The sequence below is a fragment of the Vibrio sp. B1ASS3 genome, from assembly GCF_905175355.1.
Taxonomy (GTDB): Bacteria; Pseudomonadota; Gammaproteobacteria; order Enterobacterales; family Vibrionaceae; genus Vibrio; species Vibrio owensii.
Genome location: NZ_HG992742.1, coordinates 1589424 through 1610972, shown reverse-complemented (window position 1 = coordinate 1610972; position 21549 = coordinate 1589424). Strand labels below are relative to the sequence as shown.

Below are 21549 nucleotides of genomic sequence, written 5' to 3'. Positions count from 1 at the left end.
CCCTCAATTTATTGACAAAATCTGTACATAACCAGATTGCGTACTTTTAATATCCACAACTATAATGGCGGTATTGTGTTTACCGCCTCTGAATAGATTCAGAACATGATCGCCATTAAACCTGCCAAGCTAAAGGATTTTGCTAGCTTGATGCAATTGGAAGTGCATGAAAATCAAAAAGGATTTTTTAAGCCATTTGAACAGGCTTACCAAAATAGGACGAAATCAGAAGTCTTTTATACCATCTTCCACGACTACTTAACTGTCGGGTACTTGGTGATTGATAAAGCGTTTGCTCAACACGCCCCTTTTGCGAAGCGTCATGAATTGGGCCTGAGTTACATCATGATCGACAAACGATTCCAACAACAAGGAATTGGTACATCGACACTGCAAAAGTTGATGATGTATGGCTACGCGATTGATGCGGAGAGCAACTCGGTGTGCGCAACGGTCGCAAACCAAAATAAAGTCGGTATTAAACTGTTTGAATCGGCGGGGTTTGAAAACACCCAAAAAACGATTTACGAAGAGAGTGGAAAAGCGCTGATCTTGCGCCACGCATTAAGCTGATTTGCCCCTTAAATGAAAATAGGCAGGTTCTTTATGAGCCTGCCTATTTACTAAGTCATACTGCCATTACTTCCGCTTGCCAGCCGTAACCTGTGTATTCTTTTGCTAATTCTTCAGCAACAAACGTTGATACTACCACTTCAACCCACCTACTGTGCGAGCCTGTGCGGTAACGCAGTTTTACCATTTTCATTAAAACCTCTCCGGACTATGATTAAGCGGCGGAGACTTGCTCGCCATTCACCAATAACTATAATTTTAAAAAAAGCCACGATATCCATGCAGTTGGAGCTCTTTGCTCATACGTGCGTGAACTCTCTCCTTGAGATAAAACGGATATAGTGTATGTTATTCGAAAAACTTCGAATTAATGCGGGAGCCATTCTGCAGAATGATATGAACAGGATGTAGAGTAAAATTACTGCATTTATAAAAAACGATAAGATGAGCCAGTTTTTATGGGCAGCGATATAGGTAAAACGACAGGAACCAGTTTTGAAGCACTCATGATGCGTCAAGCGAAGAGTTTGACGACTTCTCATGCAGATGAATGTCAAAACCAACTCGAACAATTCATGCTTGAAGCAATGGATTGGTTTGAGATCGATCGCATGACGATGTTCCCTAACTCCATGCTTTTCTTCAATCAAGGGAAAACCCTTTCCGTTGCGCGAGCACCTCACAAGATACTGACCGCTGAACAGGTCGGTGTGGAAGACGGTGAGCGCTACCTGCGCCTGATTGGCAACTCTGAAGAGATTCAAATCTTCGACAAAGACAAGCTCGCCACTAGTGATGTTGTCGTTTTGCGTATGCTTTCTGCCCAAGGTGCATGTTGCCACTATACGATTCCATTAACTCAATTTGGTCAACGTTGGGGCGGATTGTCTTTTACTTTGTTTGGTGGCGGTCGCTGTGGATTAACCGAAACGCAATTGGAGCAAGTGACGTTCATTTCCCATATGTGGTTATCCTTCTGGCAGCACTCCAAGCTTCACCGCAGTTTGCATCGCCCAGATATGAAGACGGATAACGAAAACCATCGAATGCTAAGGTTGAGTCACCGTCAATGCGATGTGCTGGGTTTGCTGGCGAAAGGCTTATCGGCAAAAGAGATTGCCACCGAGTTGAACCTCAGTCCTCGAACCATCGAATCACACAAGTACCGGCTGTTGGATATGTTAGAGCTCGATAGCCATGCAGATTTGGTGCAGTTCGCGCTTCGCAACGGCATAGGTTACTAGCACGCCTTACTCTGCAATATTTGGTTTTGTTTAACCATTTAGCCTTGCAAAAAAAGAACCAATCCAGATAAACAGATAAAGAAAAGGCAAGCCACGTGGCTTGCCTTTCTAATAGGAATGCAAACGGAACTTACTCACCCTTGTAGATACAACCTGCTGTACAGGTTTCTTTGATCTCTACTTTGCTCAGTAGAGGCAGGCTTGGCTTAAGTTGTTGCCAAATCCACTTCGCTAGCACTTCACTAGTCGGGTTTTCTAGACCTTCAATATCGTTCAAGTAGTAGTGGTCTAGGCGATTGTAAATTGGCTTGAATGCCGCTTTGATCTCTGCGAAATCAACAACCCAACCTGTATGCGGATCTACTTCACCTTCTACATAAAGACGAACAAGGAAAGAGTGCCCGTGTAAGCGTCCACACTTGTGACCTTCTGGTACGTGTGGCAAGTGGTGTGCCGCTTCGAACATAAACTCTTTGTATAATTCTGTTTTCATCTTGATTCTCAGGCTTTAAAAAGACACGCAATACTAAGGAATTCACCCTTTAATGACAACCTTTATCAATAGCTGCCACAAAGCTTACGAGCGCAATCGTTAAAGTCACTCAGCGAGTGATGCCATCACACAAAATACTTAAAAATAAAAAAGGCAATCACCTATGAGGAGATGATTGCCAAAGTCTGGAAAATGCCAGAAAAGTGATGGTTTAGGAATCTAACGCAGGGCCGGTGGTTAGATTACCCGTGCCCTCACACGCGCGTTTGAAATAAACGTGTGAAAACGGACGCTACCCTAACCTATTTCGGGTTAACGATGGGTTAAAGGCGCAAATTTCTGGCTCAATTTAAGCCCCTTTTTTTCACTGTCGCATTTTTGGCACCACGCCAAACAATTGATTACACACTACTTACATCACATTTACATAACCCTACTCTGTTTGGGGTCACATTCATTCGGGCTATTCATCGCTCAAATTTCGCTAACCCCTTAATATTGCGGCGTTCGTTCCAAATAAACTTATAAAAATATGCGCTCAACTATAACCTTCAAGCTCCTTCTCGCTCTTATCGTGGTGTTCACTTGTGTACTCGCGGTATCGACGGGCTACCAGTACTATCAACAAAAAACGCTCATCAATGATGTCCTTAGTGAACAGCTCCACGATAAGGCAAGCAACTACTTCGATAGCCTAAATATGATGATGCTAACCGGCACCATGTCGCAGAAAGAAACGTTGCGTCAAAAAGCCCTAGCTCAAGAAGGCATAGAGCAGGTGCGCGTCTTACGTGCTGATACCGTCTCCAAATTCTATGGGCCTGGTGATGCCAATCAAAAGCCTGTTGATGATATAGACCAACGTGCACTTAGCGGAGAGTTAGTGATTGAGCCAATCAGTGCGGATTGGGGAAAAGGATTGGTTGTTGCATTACCAATGAAGTCGAGCGAAAACTACCGTGGTACGAACTGTGTTTCTTGCCATATCGCTCCGGAGGGTGAAGTTCTTGGTGCGATTCGTCTTGAGTACAATATGAACCACGTCAACTCGCTGATTAACAAGCAAGCCATGTTTGCAATGGGCATCATGTCGGTGATCGCGTTTGTCGGTTTCTTGATCACCATGGGGCTGATTCGAAAGATCATTGTTCGCCCTATTCAGAAAACCTCACGATTTATGTCTAACGTGAGTGCCAGCAAAGATCTCTCTAAGCGTTTGGAACACAGTCAAAAGGATGAAGTCGGACAACTGTCCGATTCTATCAACTCCTTTATGGATACCGTCTGTGAAAGCCTTGAACAGGTTCGCGAGACTTCACACTCCCTCGCAGGTTCAGCAAATAGACTCACCGATGTTGCTCAATCCACTGATGAGGCCGCCGATAATCAACAAGTTGAAACCAACGAAGTCCAGACCAACATCACTGGTATGCTTGACCAACAAGGGGTTGTTGAACAAGCGACCATTGACGCCACAACGTTAGTCAATCACACCGTTGATGTCGCAACAAGCAGCGCTGGCCAAGCGCATCATGTCAGCGAAGACATCAAGAGCTTAGTCACCGACATCGACAAAGTGCGTGAAAAGATAACGACGTTAAATCAACAAACGGAAGAAGTGTCTTCTATTCTTGGCGTGATCAAAGGCATTGCAGAGCAAACCAACCTACTTGCTCTTAATGCCGCAATAGAAGCAGCTCGCGCAGGCGACCAAGGCCGAGGTTTTGCTGTCGTCGCTGATGAAGTACGTAATCTTGCCTCCCGTACAGCGGAAGCGACCAGCAATATCGAAACCATCATTTCGCAATTCCAACAAGGCAGCGAAGAATCCCTCAGTTCGGTCGATAGTGTGTGTGAATTTGCCCATCAACGCTCTGTCGATGTCGAAGCGTTGTCGGCAACAATGAGAAACGTGGTGGATGAAATGCATCAAGTATTGAAGCATGCCGAAAACATCCAGCAGCAAACTCAAACCACTTCCGGTGTGAGTAAACACATTCAAGCCAAAGTCGATACGATTACCTTGCACGCAAACGAGACCTCTCAATCCGCATCGCATACTCGCGAGATCAGCGTCGATTTAGAGCACCTTTCTGAACGTTTGGAGTCATTACTTAACCAATTTACCCTGTCGGAGGAACAAAGGAGGAATAAATAGGAAAATTCTCCCCTCCAAAATGAATATAAAGGTTGAAGCTGACGATTTGACAGGTAATATGTTTCGATGAATCTAAAAAATTCTATCCAACTCAACACTTCGCTTGTTTTTTGCACAATTTTGTTTAGAGACAGGCACTTTTAAGTGTTGAGTTGAATTTTTACCTCAATGGAGAATATTGAAAACATGACTTACGCGCCTGTATCAGACGTTTTGAAAGGTCAGCTAGCAGTAGACAGTGAAGTAACTGTTCGTGGCTGGATCCGTTCACGTCGTGATTCCAAAGCTGGAATCTCTTTCCTTGCCATTTATGACGGCTCTTGTTTCGACCCGATTCAGGCCGTGGTCCCTAATAATCTTAATAATTACGACAACGAAGTACTAAAGCTAACTACTGGCTGTTCTGTTGAAGTAACTGGTAAGATTGTTGCCTCTCCTGCGAAAGGTCAAGACTTCGAACTAGCAGCAACTGACGTTAAAGTTGTAGGCTGGGTTGAAGATGCTGACACTTACCCAATGGCAAAAACTCGTCACTCTATCGAGTACCTACGTGAAGTAGCGCACCTACGTCCGCGCACAAACGTAATCGGTGCAGTAGCACGTGTACGTAACTGTCTATCTCAAGCGATCCACCGCTTCTACCACGAGCAAGGTTACTTCTGGGTATCTGCGCCACTAATCACTGCTTCAGATGCTGAAGGTGCTGGTGAAATGTTCCGCGTATCTACGCTAGACATGGAAAACCTACCTCGCACTGAGGAAGGCAAAGTAGATTACAACGAAGATTTCTTCGGTAAAGAAACGTTCCTAACTGTATCTGGTCAGCTAAACGCAGAAGCTTACGCTTGTGCACTAAGCAAAGTTTACACGTTCGGTCCCACTTTCCGTGCTGAAAACTCAAATACGAGCCGCCACCTAGCGGAATTCTGGATGGTTGAGCCTGAAGTAGCGTTCGCAGAACTAGACGACGTTGCTAAACTGGCTGAAGACATGCTGAAGTTCGTGTTCAAAGCAGTGCTTGCAGAGTGTCGTGATGACCTTGAGTTCTTTGCTCAACGCATCGACAAAGAAGCGATCACTCGCCTAGAGCAGTTCGTTTCTTCTGACTTCGCACAAGTTGACTACACTGACGCAATCCAGATCCTTCTTGATTCAGGTCGTGAGTTCGAATTCCCAGTTGAATGGGGTATCGATATGTCTTCTGAGCACGAGCGTTTCCTTGCTGAAGAACACTTCAAAGCGCCTGTAATCGTTAAGAACTACCCGAAAGACATTAAAGCATTCTACATGCGTGCTAACGATGACGGTAAAACCGTTGCAGCGATGGACGTTCTAGCTCCGGGCATCGGTGAAATCATCGGTGGTTCTCAACGTGAAGAGCGTCTAGACATCCTAGATGCACGTATGCGTGAAGTGGGTATCGATCCTGAGCACATGAACTGGTACCGCGACCTACGTCGTTACGGCACAGTGCCACACGCAGGCTTCGGTCTAGGCTTCGAGCGTCTAGTATCTTACGTAACAGGTATGGGCAACGTTCGTGACGTGATCCCATTCCCACGTACTCCTCGCTCTGCGAACTTCTAATCACCTAGAGTGATACAGAATTAAAAAGACCTCCCATGTGGAGGTCTTTTATTTTGTCTTTGGCAAACGTCAACTGCTGTACTTTTCAATGCTGTTTTCTCAGCTGCGAAAGTAACTCATTAAAGTAAATCAGTTAAGTGACACACTCACGTTTTTGCCGTTGACGCTGCCGATGGTCAAAGGCGATTGTCTTTCACCTTGCTTTATCAGTACTTTCGTATTGACCTGAGCGGTAGAGCGTTGAAGCTTACTTGCTTGTTTCACGGACACTTCCAGCGTGTAGTCTGGATGGAGCTTATCGACGGAACCAGAAAAGTCGATGCGTTCTTGTTCATTGTCAATTCGTGCTTCAAAGTGATTGTCTGGTTGAATCTCAGCAACAAGCTGGGTTTGGTCGTAGTTCAACGTGACTGACTTGGGCTCACTATTTTGGCTTGCTGAAGCACCAAATGCCGCAAGGCACAGCGCAAGTGATAACACTCTCTTCATTCCGCTCTTCCCTATTGTTTGTAATGAGTCGTTAAGGCTCACTCTCATCATCTTTATCAGCGTTAGCCGCGTACTTCACACCTAACACGCACAAGCCAAACATAATAAAGGGAATAACGGCGGCTGTGTACTCCGTCCACGCCATATGAGAAAAAGATTTCGCTAAAATAAGGTGAGCAAACACCAACAAGAAAGCGCTAAAAACCGCTACTGCGATCAATCGTAACTCATGTTTTACCAACTGCTTTTTCATCATCACTCCTTGTATAGAGGTTTCTAGTGATGATTGAAGCACAGCTGGTTGGAAAAGCGCTGATACAGTTTGACCAAAAAAACACTAAACAGTTGCTTCGCGCACAAGGCTGCCTAACTTTTTGATCGCACTCTCTAAATGCTCGCTATCGGCAAAAGAAGTATTCAACCTCAAATAGTGCTCAAGCTTCTCGTCGACAGAAAACAATTTTCCATAAGCCACGGTCACCTGCTCTTTCAAGAGTGTTTGATAAAGTTGTTTACTATCCACACCTTGAGGCAGTTCTAGCCACAAGAAATACCCACCCGAAGGTAGGTGATAATTCACTGTCTGAGGAAGGTATGTTTTGATGAGGGCAACGAAGCGTTCTTGTCGCTGCTGCAACGTTCTACGTAACTTTCTTAGATGATTATCGTAACTGTCGTTTTGAAGATAATGCGCCACGCCCTGTTGGATAGGCGCACTGCCAGAAAGCGTCGACATTAACTGCAGTTTTTGAATCGGTTCATTAAAGCGTTTGTTAACCACCCACCCCAATCGATAACCGGGACAGAGGCTTTTTGATAGTGAACCACAGTGGAGCACTCGTTCTTGGGTGTCGAAGCTTTTCAGTGATGCCGGTTTTTTATCCGCGAAATAGAGCTCAGCATAGACGTCATCCTCGATCAGATACACATCATACTGGTTCGCAAGCTCGACAATACGCTGCTTGTTCTGTTCAGAAAGCGATGTACCAGTCGGATTATGAAAGTTCGTCATTAACCAGCAAGCGCGTACATCGCTATTGGTAAATGCCCACTCTAGTTGCTCTATCGAGTGGCCATACTGCGCATCAACAGGGATCTCAATTACGTTCAAACCGAGTCGTTCAATCGCTTGTCGCGCCCCATAGAAGGTCGGCGATTCAATCACAACCGTATCTCCAGGGCGAGTCACTGCTTGTAAGCTAAGGTTCAGTGCCTCTAATGCGCCCGAAGTAATCACGATATCGTCATGGGTTAAGTTCAAGCCTTGTTGAATGTAACGCTGCGCAATCAAGCGGCGTAGCGATTCACTGCCTGGAGGAAGATTATCTAACAGCGTATTTGGCCCCATTTTTCGCCCAGAACTGGCAAGGTTACGGTTTAACGCTTCCAACGGAAACAAGGCTGGATCCGGAAAAGCTGAACCAAGCTTAATCGACTCTGGTGACCCTTGATGTTTCAAAAAATCATAAAGCTCATCATTAACCGAGGTACGATAAGCGTTTTTCTCTGCCCCCTTTGGTTCTAGCCTATCCAACTCAGCGGTCACAAAGTAACCAGACTGAGGTTTAGCGATCACCCACCCTTGCGCTTCGAGCAATTGATAGGCTTGCAGTACCGTTCCTGCGCTCACCGAATGGTTACGACTCGTCATTCGCACCGAGGGCAGTTTTTCTCCTGCTCTCCATGTATTTTGTTGGATCTGAGATTTAAACAACTCAGCCAGTTGGCGATATCGGTTCATGCTTCCCTCATTCCTGACTATCGAGCGCACATTAGCATACTTCGCGCCTTTATAACGACATCACACTTATCAAACTCGAAACGTAATTAATCAATCTTAGTGATATCAATTCCCGTTACGAAATGAGAATTTATGTTCCATACTTTCAAAGGCATGAAATTCTGCGGGAGGAAATGATGAAAATGTTTACGATGGATGACCTCTCTTATCGAGGTGTACATAAAGGCGTTCACAGTTGGGATCACCCAGAAGGTAACAACCCTTACTACTGGCATCCAGACTGGCTTCACATTGCAGAAGACGCACTGGGCGTTCACCCTAAGGCGGAGTTAGAGGTACCAGAGGGTGAAACCGCGACAGAAGAACATGCGAAAGCGGCGATAATCAAACATCTGAACGGGCAATAGGGTAAATTAAGTACCTATTTTTCAGGTAGTTATTGCCATGAAGAATCAATAAATCTATCTGAATGAGAGCTGTGCAGCGGATTGGATTATTTATCAGCAAGATAAATCGATAGCAGTCACATTAATTCCGATAACATCTGTTACATTTATAGTGTAATGGTGACGCACACCTCAACTCATGACTATGAGAGACGATAATAATGACGAAATACAACGAAAACGATATCCAATACAAAGGCGAATCTAACGGTGTTCACTCTTGGAGCACTTCGTCAGGTCAGCCTTATTACTGGCACCCAGATTGGCTGCACGTAGCTGAAGACGCAACAGGTTCTCACCCTAAGCAAAAACTAGAAGTAGAAGCTTCTGAAGCGCCAACAGAAAAGCATGCCCTAAAAGCGATTCTTAAACACATGAATGACTGGGCAACAGGTAAGCTGTCTTCTAACCCAGACATCGAAACCAATGCACACGAATCTGAAATGAATCTGAAGAAATAAGCTCTGCGCTTGATAACATCAGAGACAAAAATAGAGCCCCGCAATGTCGGGGCTTTCTTCTGTCTGCCGATATCATTTTTGGCCTAGTTTCACTCCAGCCAACATTGAACTTTCATCGACTGGCTCAGTGACAAAAAAGTCCACTATGGTAACAAACGGCGAATGTTCTCTAAGTGCACCAGTATTTCTTGCTTGTCATAAAGCGTGTCCGCCTTTGCTGATGTGCTTTGTCGTTCAACCAAGCTGACAGGCAAAACTTCTGACACAACGCCTTGCCCTTTCTCCATCTGGCTCAGTACTAGTTTGACCGCCCTTCGTCCAAGCTCATTGAAATCTTGCTTAACCGTAGTCAGAGGGGGTGAGAAAAACTGGCTGTCTTGAATGCCATCGAACCCAACAACAGACACGGTTTTAGGGACATTAATCCCAGCCTCCGAAAGCGCGCATAACACGCCAAGCGCCATCTGATCATTCGCCACCAATACAGCATCAAAAGGTACACCTTTTAACACGGCGTCTTTAACTGCGTTATAGCCACTGGCTGCTTGCCAATCCCCCTCATAGTATGCCGCTTGCACCAATTCATGTTGCTGAATCTGTGATTGCCACTCTTGGTAACGAATCTGAGAAGCGGTAGATGCCTTGGGTCCAGAAATGCAGACAAAGGATTCGCGCTTGTGCTCGATCAAATGGGAGATCGCCAAATTTGCCCCAGCTTTATGATCACAACTGAGTGAGTTGACGGGTGTCCCCTCTGGTACATCAATAAAAACCAGCGTGAGCTGACTGAACTGCTCCACTAGGTTCTCTGCCATCTCTCTGGTCACCGGGGCGTTGATGATAATGGCATCAACTTGCTGGGCAATGAGTTCTCGGATTGCACTACGGAACTCTTCAATGGAGTTGTCACCTAACACTGCCAGCGCCGTCGCATAATCCATCTCATGTGCTTGGTTGCGAACGCCATTAGCAATAAGAGCCACACCATGCAGTGAGATATCCAAAGAAACAATACCGATGATCCGCGACTTCGCTCGGCTCAACATCTGTGCCCCTTTGTTCGGCACGTACCCAAGCTTTTTGATTGCGTCGTTAACTCGTTTTCGTGTTTCTTCTGCGACGTTATCTGCGCCATTAGTTACGCGCGATACGGTTTGCGTCGAAACACCAGCTAACCGTGCAACATCTTTAAACGTGACTGCCACTGCGTTCTCCTATTCTGATTTGCTGTTCACTCTACCAAATTCATTCGAATGTTCTCGTGAACAATGTCGTAAAAAACATGAAAAAATGTTCCCGAAAACAGCAGATCTAGCACACAAAACCAAGTTCTAAAACCTGTTCAAAGTCACATTTAAACGGCTATTTAATCGAAATAAAACCAAACAAGAGCATGATTATTTGCAGATTAAATGTTTGCGAAAACAGAGAAACAACATGCAAAAAATTGTTCACTTAAAATCCAAGAATCACAGCATGATCATTAAAGTGGATCGTGTTCCTGAAATCCTTCATTGGGGCGCAAAGATCGCGCAAATCGATCCCGATTTAATGCTCTCAACTGAACGTCCTATCTCGCAGGCTCGCCTTGATGTCGACGTCCCCTTATCACTCTGCCCTGAGTTGGGTAGCGGTCACTTTAATGCGCCAGGGATTGAGGGGCATCGCAACGGCGAAGACTGGGCTCCCGTGTTCACAACCACATCCATTGAGCACGATGACAACAGCGCGACATTTACCCTGCAAGATGACATTGCAGGTCTTGAATTATTGATTGAGCTACAACTGAATTTTAACAGTGATGTGGTACAAAAACGCATCACCGTAACAAACACGACTGTCGGTGAGTATTGCTTGGGTAAGCTCTCCTCTACCCTAACACTTCCTAACCATGTAAACGAGCTGATGACGTTCCACGGGCGTTGGTGTCATGAGTTTCAAACTCAGCGTCTAAGCTTTGAGCATGGTGGCTTTATGCAAGAAAACCGTCGCGGTCGCACCTCTCACGAAAACTTCCCAGGTTTGTTCGCGGGCACTAATGGCTTTAGTGAGCAATTGGGGCAAGTTTGGGGCTTCCATCTTGGTTGGAGTGGTAATCACCAACTTCGTGCCGATGTTCGCAGTGACGGTCGTCGCTTTGTTCAAGCTGGTGAACTGCTACTGTCTGGTGAAAAGCGTCTACAAAGCGGTGAAACCTACCAATCACCATGGCTTTACGCGACATACAGTAACTCGGGTTTGAATGGAATATCAGAGCGATTCCACGAATTTGTTCGTGCCAATATTATTCAATTTCCGAACAACAAACCTCGCCCTGTTCACTTAAACACGTGGGAAGGCATCTACTTCGATCACAAACCTGAATACATCATGCAGATGGCAACCGAAGCCGCTGAAATGGGTGTCGAGCGCTTCATCATTGACGATGGTTGGTTCATTGGTCGTGATGGCGAACGCGCAGCGCTTGGTGATTGGTACTTGGATGAAACGAAGTACCCGAATGGTCTTGAGCCTGTCATCGAGCACGTAAACAACAAAGGCATGGAGTTTGGTCTTTGGGTAGAGCCAGAGATGGTCAGCCAAGACTCAAATCTCTATCGCAAACACCCAGATTGGGTATTGAGTCTGCAAGGCTACCACCAACCTTCAGGTCGCTGGCAATACGTATTGGATTTGCAAAACCAAGATTGCTTCAACTACCTGTTTGAGCGTTTGAATGACTTACTGACTCGTTACAACATCGGCTACCTGAAATGGGACATGAACCGTGAATTGGTTCAACCAGGACATCAAGGTAAACCTGCTGTGCATGGCCAAACGAAAGCGCTTTACCGGTTGCTAGACGAGCTTCAAGCAGCACACCCTGCAGTTGAAATTGAGTCTTGCTCTTCGGGTGGTGGTCGTATTGATTTTGAAATCCTTAAACGCACTCACCGTTTCTGGGCTTCTGATTGTAACGATGCGCTTGAGCGTCAAGCGATTCAACGTGGCATGAGTTACTTCTTCCCACCTGAAGTCATGGGCGCTCACATTGGTCCTGCAGAGTGTCACTCAACCAATCGTCGCCATGCGATCAACATGCGTGGAGTGACGGCGTTAAGTGGTCACATGGGTGTGGAGCTCGATCCAGTAAAAGAAAGTGCGGAAGAAAAACAAGCGTTTGCTCATTACATTCAACTGCACAAACAGTATCGCGATTTGCTTCATTCTGGACGTACTTTCCGCATCGATCCTGCCGATCAAAACCAGAACATCTATGGCGTTGAGAACGGACAAGAAATGCTGATTACGGTGTGTCAGTTGGCCATGCCAAATCATGCGCTGCCATCTCCACTTCGCGTTAGCTGTGCGGATGAAAACGCGCGTTACGAAGTCAAGATTGTTGAAATGCCAACAACCAGTTTCCAGTTGATGAAGCAACGTCCGCAATGGCTAGACAAAACCCTGACGCTAAGTGGCGATAACTTAAAAGAAATTGGGGTTACGCTTCCGATTCTCGATCCAGAATCGGCGCTCATTGTTCATCTTAAGAAAATTTAAACCTCTATCTGTGCCCTCTAGCGACCGGGTTTCAACTTCGCGTTGTTCCTGATAAAACACTCCTATACGCGCTAGAGGGACACCCTACAACTAACAAGCAAAACTTAATTGCTTAACTTGTTAAGGAAACAAAATGTCTATTACAGTATTACTTTCGTTCTTGCTGTTTACAGGCTTTGTTGTGGTGTTCACTTACAGCAAAGTTAAAAACGACAAAAACACCTCTCAAGACGGCTTCTTCCTTGGTGGACGAAGCTTAACAGGCGGGCTCATTGCCAGCTCCTTGATTCTGACCAACTTGAGTGCCACCAGCTTCGTTGGCATGAGTGCACAATCCTACACCCACAACATGAGTGTGATGGGCTGGGAAGTGGCATCTGGCGTTACACTGGTTATCATTGCGCTGCTGCTTGTTCCACGCTACCTCAAGCAAGGTATCACCACTATTCCAGACTTCTTAGAAAGCCGTTACGACATGTCGGTGAAGAAGTTCGTTACCCTGTTGTTCTTGTGCCAATACGTCATCAACATTCTACCTACCACTCTTTACGCTGGCGCAGTGGTACTGGGCGAAATCTTTGATGTACAAGGTTTGCTGGGCATTTCTGAGTTCAGCTCTATCGCCCTTATTTCTGCCACTATCGGTTTGCTGGGTTTCTTCTACGCGATTTACGGCGGTCTAAAGGCCGTGGTAATTGCAGACACGATCAACGGCGTAGGCTTGATCACCGGCGGTTTGATGATTCCTGTATTTGGTCTGATGGCATTAGGCGGCGGTAACTTTATGGAAGGTTTAGACGTATTGCTGACTGCCGCACCAGAAAAGCTGCAATCCGTAGGTAAAGAGACCGACCCACTGCCGTTCTCGACCCTGTTCACAGGTCTATTGTTGGTAAACTTGTACTACTGGGGTACTGATCAATCTATTATCCAACGTGCACTTGGCGCGAAGAACCTGAAAGAAGGTCAGAAAGGCGTGATTCTGGCGGGTGCGATAAAAGTTATCTCTCCACTGTTTCTTATCATTCCGGGCATCATTGCGTTCCACATGTTTGGCGCAGATGCGGGCAATCCAGATACGATGTACACACGCTTGGTGAACGAAGTATTGCCTAAGCCGCTTGTTGGTTTCTTTGTTGCAGTCATGTTCGGCGCTATCTTGAGTACCTTTAACGGCGTATTGAACAGCTCAACCACCTTGTTTGCTTTGAACGTTTACAAACCATTATTTGGCAAAGACAAATCGGATGAGGAGTTAGTCGGGAAAGGTCGTATCTTCGGCGTTATCATTGCGATCATTTCAGTCTGTATCGCCCCTTTCATCATGTACGCACCAGAAGGCTTGTTCCAATACCTACAAATGGTTGCTGGCTTCTTTAGTGTGCCTATCTTCACTATCGTGTTTGTGGGCTACATTTCAAAACGTGTTCCTGCTATTGCTGCTAAAGTTGCTTTGGTCGTGTTTGTCAGCTCTTACGCTGCGATGCAATTGGTCTTTAGTACACCAATCCACTTCCTACACCAATTGGCGATTCTATTCGTCGTGTGTACTGCTCTGATGTTTGCGATTGGTCACTTCATGCCGCGTGATACAGACTACGTAATGCCTGTAAATGAGAATATCGATGTGACGCCGTGGTCATTCCGCTTTGAAGCATCAGCGGTTATCATCTACATGGTATTGGGCGCTTACGTGATGTTCTCAGACTTTGGCTTTGTCTCAAGCGATCCGACCATCATGCAAGTGTACGGCTTCTGTGGTCTGGTCTTGATGTTCGGTGTGGTTTCTAACTACTTCATCAAACGCAGAAAGCACAAAGAAGTGTCAAAGCTCAATGACATGTACATGCCTTAAGTCGACTTAGATTGCACACATAAAAATCGGAGCACTGGCTCCGATTTTTGTTTTCTACCGAAACTTCGTCATCAACAAAGAGCTTTTGAGGAAAGAAATGTCTCCTCGAGGTCATTTTTAACCTTTCGGATTTTTCGAGGTAAACGCAACATTGGAAGAACAAATGCATAGAGCAATGTAATTCAAATGCAACTTTAATTAAATTACACAAATACATCATCAGACCTTATAAAACCTAGAAATATCGTTGTTCATGCAATTATCTCTTCGCTGGCCTGTTCAGATCAATGAAGTCCCTTTTAGGCAGCGTCTAATTGCGGTTTTACTTTCAAGTTAAAGATGCACCCCGTTTCCCTTTCTCTGTCCTTATAGCGCTTAATGAAATCTATCGCTAGAATCGCAGGTCTTTGATTTTACAAGTGACAGATCAATCAACAGCATCGATAACATAACCAAATTCCTCTCCAGAAGCGCAACCAAGAGTGAAAATAATGATGTTGAGGATGTTCCTAGAAAGGTTAATCATGGCGAATACTAACTACAACGCACCGCTTACATTGCAACTTTATTTGGCCGCTGCATTCTTTTTTGGCACCTATGGCGGACGCGTATGTCCAATGCTCAGTACGCTCAGCGTTTACGAAGTCATTTTGCACTGCGCCGTGGTGTTTACCTTCATCTATTTAGTGCGCCACTTTATTCTCGCGACACACCCGTTAATTGCACAAAACCGCCAAGCTAAGCTAGACACGATTTTATTTACTGCGGTTAGCATCCCTTTCGCGGCTTATTACAACCTCCAGTATGACTTTACGTTCGATAGTAATGTAAAGGTCTTGTTTGGCATGGGACTGTTTGGCTTCCTGACAGGTTCTATCCTTCAACTGCAAAGCAAATTGTCTCAATTTAATGACTTGCGCCAGCAAAACCAATTCGATTTTGTTCTCTCAGGGCAACGCCAATCTATGGTCAAACAGATGATCGGGATGATGATCGCTTTACTGGTTACCTTAACGACTATTTTGACCATGGTCGCTGTAAAAGACATTTATTGGCTAGAACAGAATCCGGAACAAATCGCCAATGGATTAGGGAAAATTAGCTTCATTAAGGAGCTAGTTTACATAGCCCTTGTCGTGGGTGGGTATGTGATCGCGATAATGATTCTTTGGACTCGCTTGATGCGGAAGATTTTGTTTAGCCAAGAACAAGCATTGTTAGAAGTCACTCAAGGCAAGGTGACTCAACGACTCCCTGTGTTCCAACATGATGAGCTTGGTTCAATGGCCTGTCTCACCAACCAAATGCTAGATAGCTTGCAAGTTTCGCAAGACGAGGTGAAAACGACGCGTAACGTTGCCATTGTCAGCCTATCCGCCTTGGCAGAATCTCGCGATAACGAAACTGGCGCGCATATTATGCGAACGCAGGAATACGTCAAAGTGCTGGCAGAGCACTTAAGCCAGTTTGAACAACATCGTATGTTACTGACTCCCAATTACATTGAACTGTTGTATAAATCGGCTCCACTTCACGACGTGGGTAAAGTCGGCGTGCCTGATAGTGTGTTACTCAAACCGGGTAAATTGACCGACGAAGAATTTGAGATCATGAAGGGTCATGCTGAAATTGGTGCCGAAGCGTTGTCAATTGCTGAAAAACAGCTAGGAAGTAGCTCATTTTTGCGAGTTGCGAAAGAGATCGCGCTAACACACCACGAAAAGTGGGATGGAAGCGGTTATCCGAACCAACTTTTGGGAGAAGCAATCCCACTATCTGGTCGGCTCATGGCGCTGGCAGATGTCTACGACGCGCTGATTTCGAAACGCGTTTACAAGCCAGCGTTCAGTCATGACAAGGCGAAAGCGATCATTCTTGAAGGCCGTGGCAAACATTTCGACCCTCAAATCGTCGATGCTTTTCTTGCGGTCGAAACACAATTTCAACATATCGCTCATCAATATCAAGATGAACAAAACATAGCCGCTTAGTTACTTATCCCCCCTCTTACAACGCATCTTAAGAGGGGTTTTTATGTCAAAAGCATTGGTTATGTTAGATTTCTGTTTCAAATCAAAACTTTTTTAAGTTTTCTTTTCACTAACTGTTGTAACGAATATTGCTGAAAGGTATAAATGTCAGCAGACCCCTTCGATTAACATGGATGAAGATTATGTTTGAAAAAGTAGTTGCCGCTCCGGCCGACCCTATTCTTGGACTGACTGAAGAGTTTAAAAAAGATGCTCGCGCTGAAAAAATTAACCTAGGCGTTGGTATTTACAAGAACGAACAAGGCGAAACCCCTGTTCTTGCGACTGTTAAAAAAGCCGAAGCCGCACTGATTGAAACTGAAAAAACCAAATCTTACCTAACAATCGAAGGTACAGCAGAATACGGTCTAGCAGTGCAAAAACTGCTTTTCGGCGCAGATGCTGAAATCGTTGCTGGTAAGCGTGCTAAAACAGCACAAGCACCAGGTGGTACAGGCGCTCTGCGTGTTGCTGGCGAATTCATCAAGCGTCAACTTGGCGAAGTGAAGATCTGGATCAGCAACCCAACTTGGGCAAACCACAACGGCGTATTCACTGCTGCTGGCATTGAAACCGCGCAATACAGCTACTACAACGCTGAAACAAAAGACAAAGACTTTGATGCGATGCTGACAGATCTGCAAGCTGCATCAGAAGGCGATGTCGTTCTTCTGCACGGCTGCTGCCACAACCCTACTGGTATCGATCCAACGCCAGAAGAGTGGGAAACACTGGCTAAGCTAGTAGCAGACAAGAAACTGCTTCCTCTATTTGACTTTGCATACCAAGGTTTTGCAAAAGGCGTAGAAGAAGACGCGGCTGGCCTACGTATTTTCGCGAAATACAACAAAGAAATCCTAGTGGCGAGCTCTTTCTCTAAGAACTTCGGTCTTTACAATGAGCGTGTAGGTGCGTTCACTCTAGTTGCCGAATCAGAAGAAGTAGCAACAACTGCATTCTCGCAAGTGAAAGCGATCATTCGTTCTATCTACTCTAACCCACCAGCGCACGGCAGTGCAGTTGTGACTCACATTCTTGGCGATGCAGAATTGCGCGCAGAATGGGAAGCTGAAGTAGCAGAAATGCGTGACCGTATCCAAGAGATGCGTGAGCTGTTCGTTGCAACTCTGAAAGCAGAAGGCGTAGACGCGGACTTCAGCTTCATCGAGCGCCAAAACGGTATGTTCTCGTTCTCTGGTCTATCTAAAGAACAGGTGAACCGTCTGAAGGAAGAGTTTGCAATCTACATTGTTGGCTCTGGCCGTATCAGCGTAGCAGGCATGACGAAGTCAAACATGGGTCCTCTATGTAAAGGTATCGCTGCGGTTCTATAATCGCCCTCTAGCGAAAACCGCTTAGAATGAGAAAAGGTCAGCAATTGCTGACCTTTTTAGTTTCTGCTGTTTTGTTTAAAACACCGCGATAGAAATTACGATGTCTTTATCTTCTGCTACTAGTAAATAAACTTGAAGCTAATGCCTACTTCATTGATATGATCAGAGGGTTGGCCTTCATAATCCGTATCTCGGAATTGGTAGTAAAGTCCAGTACCGATAACATGATGCCACTGGTAGTTGAAGCCAATTTTGTAGTTGTTCTCGTCAACAATATCGCTGCGGTTTAAATGTACTTCCGCCGTTGCCATTAGCTTCTCGCTGAATAGATAATTTGCACCAATGGTGACACCTTGAATAAACTCACTGTCAGATGAAATGGTACGGTCAGTGTTGTCATCCGTTGCTTTCGCTTTGATCGCACCAAGGCCGTAAATACCATACACATCAAGCTGCTCATTGATGCCATAACGATAACCACCACCAAACATTAAACGGTCGATACGCAAAGTGAAATCGTCTGGGTGGAAAAATTGTGCGGAATAATCCACATTGAGTAGCCAGTTATCACGAATCAAATAATTGCCGCCCAACCCTAGTGTCGTGGCGTTGGAATTATCTAGCCATTCTTCGTTTGTGGTTCCGGCACCAACATCTAAATTGATGTGCTCGTAGCCAAATTTTTCTGCTTGTTCTGCTTCTGAGGCAACGCTCATTATTGGTAATGCTACAAGAGGTGCAGCGAGTAATAGTCTTACCATTCTACTTCCTTCCATGAGTGTCATCCAAAACTCTTCTATAAACGCCATTGTATTGATTTAATTCGGCATCTTGATGACAGCGTAGCCGAATTAATTAGGATTTGCCGTGCGACTTGTCTGAATCTTATCATTGCGCACGAAAAACAGTGATCCGATAAGATTCTGTTTTAAAACTAAGTTAAGATTACCCTATCACTTGCAAACCAAAAGGCACCTTAATGGAAGCAGAACTTCTCGAGATATATAACTTTCTCGCCAAGTATCCCCCATTCAACGAGCTTCCGGAAGAAACGCTCACCAAAGTGACAGAGAACATCGAAATATCTTACTACCGTCAAGACACTCCTATCATTCATTTCGGCGATCAGATCCACGATCTTTACATGGTTCGTAGCGGTGTGGTTGAAGTCTATCGACGTAAAGGTGAACTGTATAACCGGCTCGACGAAGGCGACCTTTTTGGTCAGATGGGTCTTCTTACCAACAACAAAGTTCGCTTCCCTGTAAAAGCGATTGAAGACTCCCTACTCTACTGCATTCCTCAAGATATCTTCCAAGAACTGTACGATAACTTCGATTCATTTGCAGATTTTGTTGAAGTAGAAAACAGCGCTCGTTTGCGCCAAGCGGTTTCAGAGAACAACGACGCGAACGATCTAACGACCTCGAAAGTAAAAACGCTCCTCACACGTGACGCGCCAACCATCGAGCGTGGCCAAACGATTCAAGAAGCCGCACAGTTAATGGCGCAAGATAATGTGTCATCACTGCTGATCGTTGATCCTGATTTTGTGCTCGATGAAGACGATCCACAATCCCCAGTCGTCGGCATTATCACCGACCGCGATTTGTGTACTCGCGTCTTGGCAGAAGGTTTGTCGCCTCTCGATGAAGTATCAACGGTCATGACGACCGAGGTTATCTCTCTTGATCACAACGCTTACGTTTATGAGGCGATGCTGACCATGCTTCGTTACAACGTTCACCACTTGCCGGTTGTAAAAGATCAAATGCCGATTGGTATCATCGAAGCGACCGACATTGTTCGTTACGAATCGCAAAACTCACTATTGTTAGTAAGTAGCATCTTCCAACAACAAACCATCGAAGATTTGGCCATTGTCGCTGACGAAGTGAAAAGCAGTTTTGTTCGTCTGGTTAACGAAGACGCCAACTCTCACATGGTCGGCAGCGCGATGTCGGTCATTGGCCGAAGCTTCAAGCAACGCCTACTTGAAATGGCAGAAGAAGAATTAGGCCCACCGCCAATCCCATACTGTTTCCTTGCCCTTGGTTCTATGGGCCGTGATGAGCAGCTATTGGTCACAGACCAAGACAACGCCATCATTCTCGACGATACCTATCAAGAGGAAAAACACGGGAAATACTTCGAAGCACTCGCGCAATACGTTAGTGATGGTTTGAACGTGTGTGGCTACAAATATTGTACCGGTGACATCATGGCGACCAACCCAGAGTGGCGCATGACACGTTCAGAGTGGGAAGCGTGCTTCGCCGATTGGATTGACGACCCGAACCCGAAAGCCTTGCTCAATGCATCTATCTTCTTCGATTTGGATGGCGTTTATGGTCGCTTAAAATGGGCAGAACAATTAACGAGCTTCATTGTTCGACGCGCACGTAAGAACAACCGCTTCCTCGCGTGCTTGGCTCGCAACGCGTTGAACCGAACCCCACCACTGGGTTTCTTTAAAGACTTTGTGATGGAAAAAGATGGCCAACACAAAAACTCAATCAACTTGAAACGTCGTGGCACAGCTCCTCTTGTGGACTTGATTCGTGTTCACTCTTTAGCGGTGGGCTCACGCGCTCAGAACTCATTTGAACGACTCGATGACATCATTGATGCAGGCATTTTGCCGAAAGGCCGTGCTCAGGATTTGAAAGACGCGATGGAGTTCATCTCTATGGTGCGCATTCGTCACCAAGCGATCGACGTCGAATTGGGTATTGAACCAGATAACAATATTGAGCCAGAAAACCTGTCGGACTTCGAACGCCGTAACCTAAAAGATGCGTTCCAGATCCTCAGCAATGGTCAGAACTTCCTTAAGTTCCGTTATCAGGCCAGCAACAAATTTAAGTGAGGCGTGGAATGATAAAAAAGTTGTTTCAGAAGCCGACCATTCAATGGCATACCAAGTTTCAACACAAGTTGGAGCAAGCGAAAGATGATCGGTTAATTGCCTTTTATGGTAAGGCGTTACCCACGCCAGAAACCCCGCTTTCCCAAGTGGAATTCGTGGCACTCGATTTCGAAACCACGGGCTTAAATCCGCAGAAAAATGGCATCATCACCATTGGTTTGGTGCCTTTTAATCTCAATCGAATTTTCTTGCGCCAAGCGAAGCACTGGAAAGTACGCCCACAAGAAAAACTCGATGAAGAATCGGTCATCATTCACGGTATCACTCACAGTGAATTGATTGACGCTCCGGATTTGGGTGAGATTCTAGGACCATTACTTGAAAGCTTGGCGGGAAAGATTGTCGTGGTGCATTACCGCCGTATTGAAAGAGAGTTTCTCGCTCAAGCGTTACGTACTCGTATCGGTGAAGGCATTGAGTTCCCTGTGCTGGATACGTTGCAAATTGAAGAGGACATTCAACAAAGAGCATCTGGTGGTTTGTGGAATAAGCTCAAAGGTAATAAGCCGAAATCCTTACGTTTAGCACAATCACGACGTCGCTATGGTCTCCCGGATTACACGCCACACCATGCGTTAACGGATGCCATTGCCACCGCTGAATTACTTCAAGCGCAAATCGCCCACCACTACAGTGAAGAGCAGCCAATCAGTAGCTTGTGGCTGTAGC

General features: G+C 45.6%; 19 protein-coding genes. 12 read left to right on the top strand and 7 right to left on the bottom strand.

Annotation, left to right across the window (positions count from 1 at the left end; translation table 11 throughout):
• Window positions 1-105: 105 nt before the first annotated feature.
• Window positions 106-573: a GNAT family N-acetyltransferase gene (locus KJB05_RS07245; RefSeq protein WP_009706864.1), complete on the top strand. Its 468-nt coding sequence runs from the start codon at window positions 106-108 to the stop codon at window positions 571-573.
• A gap of 55 nt (window positions 574-628) precedes the next feature.
• Here KJB05_RS07245 and KJB05_RS07240 read toward each other — a convergent pair whose 3' ends face one another.
• Entirely contained in the window at window positions 629-766 is a 138-nt protein-coding gene (locus KJB05_RS07240; protein WP_009706865.1) for a hypothetical protein, read from the bottom strand.
• Window positions 767-1031: 265 nt separating this feature from the next.
• Between KJB05_RS07240 and KJB05_RS07235 the strand changes: the two genes are divergently transcribed.
• Window positions 1032-1817: a LuxR C-terminal-related transcriptional regulator gene (locus tag KJB05_RS07235; protein WP_208445130.1), complete on the top strand. Its 786-nt coding sequence runs from the start codon at window positions 1032-1034 to the stop codon at window positions 1815-1817.
• A gap of 130 nt (window positions 1818-1947) precedes the next feature.
• On the opposite strand, the gene queD is transcribed toward KJB05_RS07235, so the two are convergent.
• A complete protein-coding gene (queD, locus tag KJB05_RS07230; protein ID WP_005376896.1) occupies window positions 1948-2310 on the bottom strand; it encodes a 6-carboxytetrahydropterin synthase QueD in 363 nt (120 codons plus the stop codon).
• Between the two features lie 532 nt (window positions 2311-2842).
• On the opposite strand from queD, the gene KJB05_RS07225 reads away from it, so the two are divergent.
• Both KJB05_RS07225 and asnS read left to right on the top strand, forming a co-directional pair.
• A complete protein-coding gene (locus tag KJB05_RS07225; RefSeq protein ID WP_208445129.1) occupies window positions 2843-4468 on the top strand; it encodes a methyl-accepting chemotaxis protein in 1626 nt (541 codons plus the stop codon).
• 186 nt (window positions 4469-4654) lie between these two features.
• Window positions 4655-6055, top strand: coding sequence for an asparagine--tRNA ligase (gene asnS, locus KJB05_RS07220; protein WP_208445128.1), 1401 nt, complete (start codon window positions 4655-4657; stop codon window positions 6053-6055).
• Between the two features lie 129 nt (window positions 6056-6184).
• Here asnS and KJB05_RS07215 read toward each other — a convergent pair whose 3' ends face one another.
• The 3 genes from KJB05_RS07215 to KJB05_RS07205 all read right to left on the bottom strand — a co-directional run bounded on the left by KJB05_RS07215 (window position 6185) and on the right by KJB05_RS07205 (window position 8285).
• A complete protein-coding gene (locus tag KJB05_RS07215; protein WP_033005870.1) occupies window positions 6185-6544 on the bottom strand; it encodes a hypothetical protein in 360 nt (119 codons plus the stop codon).
• 31 nt (window positions 6545-6575) lie between these two features.
• A complete protein-coding gene (locus KJB05_RS07210) occupies window positions 6576-6797 on the bottom strand; it encodes a hypothetical protein (protein WP_009706870.1) in 222 nt (73 codons plus the stop codon).
• Window positions 6798-6881: 84 nt separating this feature from the next.
• Window positions 6882-8285 (bottom strand): PLP-dependent aminotransferase family protein, encoded by a 1404-nt coding sequence (locus tag KJB05_RS07205; RefSeq protein ID WP_208445127.1) that lies wholly within the window; start codon window positions 8283-8285, stop codon window positions 6882-6884.
• 176 nt (window positions 8286-8461) lie between these two features.
• Between KJB05_RS07205 and KJB05_RS07200 the strand changes: the two genes are divergently transcribed.
• On the top strand, window positions 8462-8692 hold the full coding sequence (locus KJB05_RS07200) for a hypothetical protein (RefSeq protein WP_020196940.1): 231 nt from the start codon (window positions 8462-8464) through the stop codon (window positions 8690-8692).
• A gap of 200 nt (window positions 8693-8892) precedes the next feature.
• Window positions 8893-9192 (top strand): hypothetical protein, encoded by a 300-nt coding sequence (locus KJB05_RS07195; protein ID WP_005438842.1) that lies wholly within the window; start codon window positions 8893-8895, stop codon window positions 9190-9192.
• A 143-nt stretch (window positions 9193-9335) separates the two neighbouring features.
• Here KJB05_RS07195 and KJB05_RS07190 read toward each other — a convergent pair whose 3' ends face one another.
• Window positions 9336-10397: a LacI family DNA-binding transcriptional regulator gene (locus tag KJB05_RS07190; protein ID WP_208445126.1), complete on the bottom strand. Its 1062-nt coding sequence runs from the start codon at window positions 10395-10397 to the stop codon at window positions 9336-9338.
• 232 nt (window positions 10398-10629) lie between these two features.
• On the opposite strand from KJB05_RS07190, the gene KJB05_RS07185 reads away from it, so the two are divergent.
• The 4 genes from KJB05_RS07185 (at window position 10630) to KJB05_RS07170 (ending at window position 17951) form a co-directional block, all read left to right on the top strand.
• The gene (locus KJB05_RS07185; RefSeq protein ID WP_208445125.1) at window positions 10630-12732 is read left to right on the top strand and encodes an alpha-galactosidase; all 2103 of its coding nucleotides are present in this window, start codon (window positions 10630-10632) and stop codon (window positions 12730-12732) included.
• A gap of 133 nt (window positions 12733-12865) precedes the next feature.
• Window positions 12866-14587 (top strand): solute:sodium symporter family transporter, encoded by a 1722-nt coding sequence (locus tag KJB05_RS07180; RefSeq protein WP_208445124.1) that lies wholly within the window; start codon window positions 12866-12868, stop codon window positions 14585-14587.
• 524 nt (window positions 14588-15111) lie between these two features.
• On the top strand, window positions 15112-16578 hold the full coding sequence (locus KJB05_RS07175) for an HD domain-containing phosphohydrolase (protein WP_208445123.1): 1467 nt from the start codon (window positions 15112-15114) through the stop codon (window positions 16576-16578).
• A gap of 182 nt (window positions 16579-16760) precedes the next feature.
• Window positions 16761-17951 (top strand): amino acid aminotransferase, encoded by a 1191-nt coding sequence (locus KJB05_RS07170; RefSeq protein ID WP_009706876.1) that lies wholly within the window; start codon window positions 16761-16763, stop codon window positions 17949-17951.
• A gap of 119 nt (window positions 17952-18070) precedes the next feature.
• On the opposite strand, the gene KJB05_RS07165 is transcribed toward KJB05_RS07170, so the two are convergent.
• Window positions 18071-18712 carry an outer membrane beta-barrel protein gene (locus KJB05_RS07165; protein WP_009706877.1) on the bottom strand — a complete coding sequence of 214 codons (642 nt, stop codon included), beginning with the start codon at window positions 18710-18712 and terminating at the stop codon, window positions 18071-18073.
• Window positions 18713-18930: 218 nt separating this feature from the next.
• Here KJB05_RS07165 and KJB05_RS07160 point away from each other — a divergent pair, with 218 nt between their 5' ends.
• Entirely contained in the window at window positions 18931-20820 is a 1890-nt protein-coding gene (locus tag KJB05_RS07160; protein WP_005438856.1) for a DUF294 nucleotidyltransferase-like domain-containing protein, read from the top strand.
• An 8-nt stretch (window positions 20821-20828) separates the two neighbouring features.
• Window positions 20829-21548, top strand: coding sequence for a 3'-5' exonuclease (locus KJB05_RS07155; RefSeq protein WP_208445122.1), 720 nt, complete (start codon window positions 20829-20831; stop codon window positions 21546-21548).
• The last annotated feature ends 1 nt before the right edge of the window (window position 21549 follow it).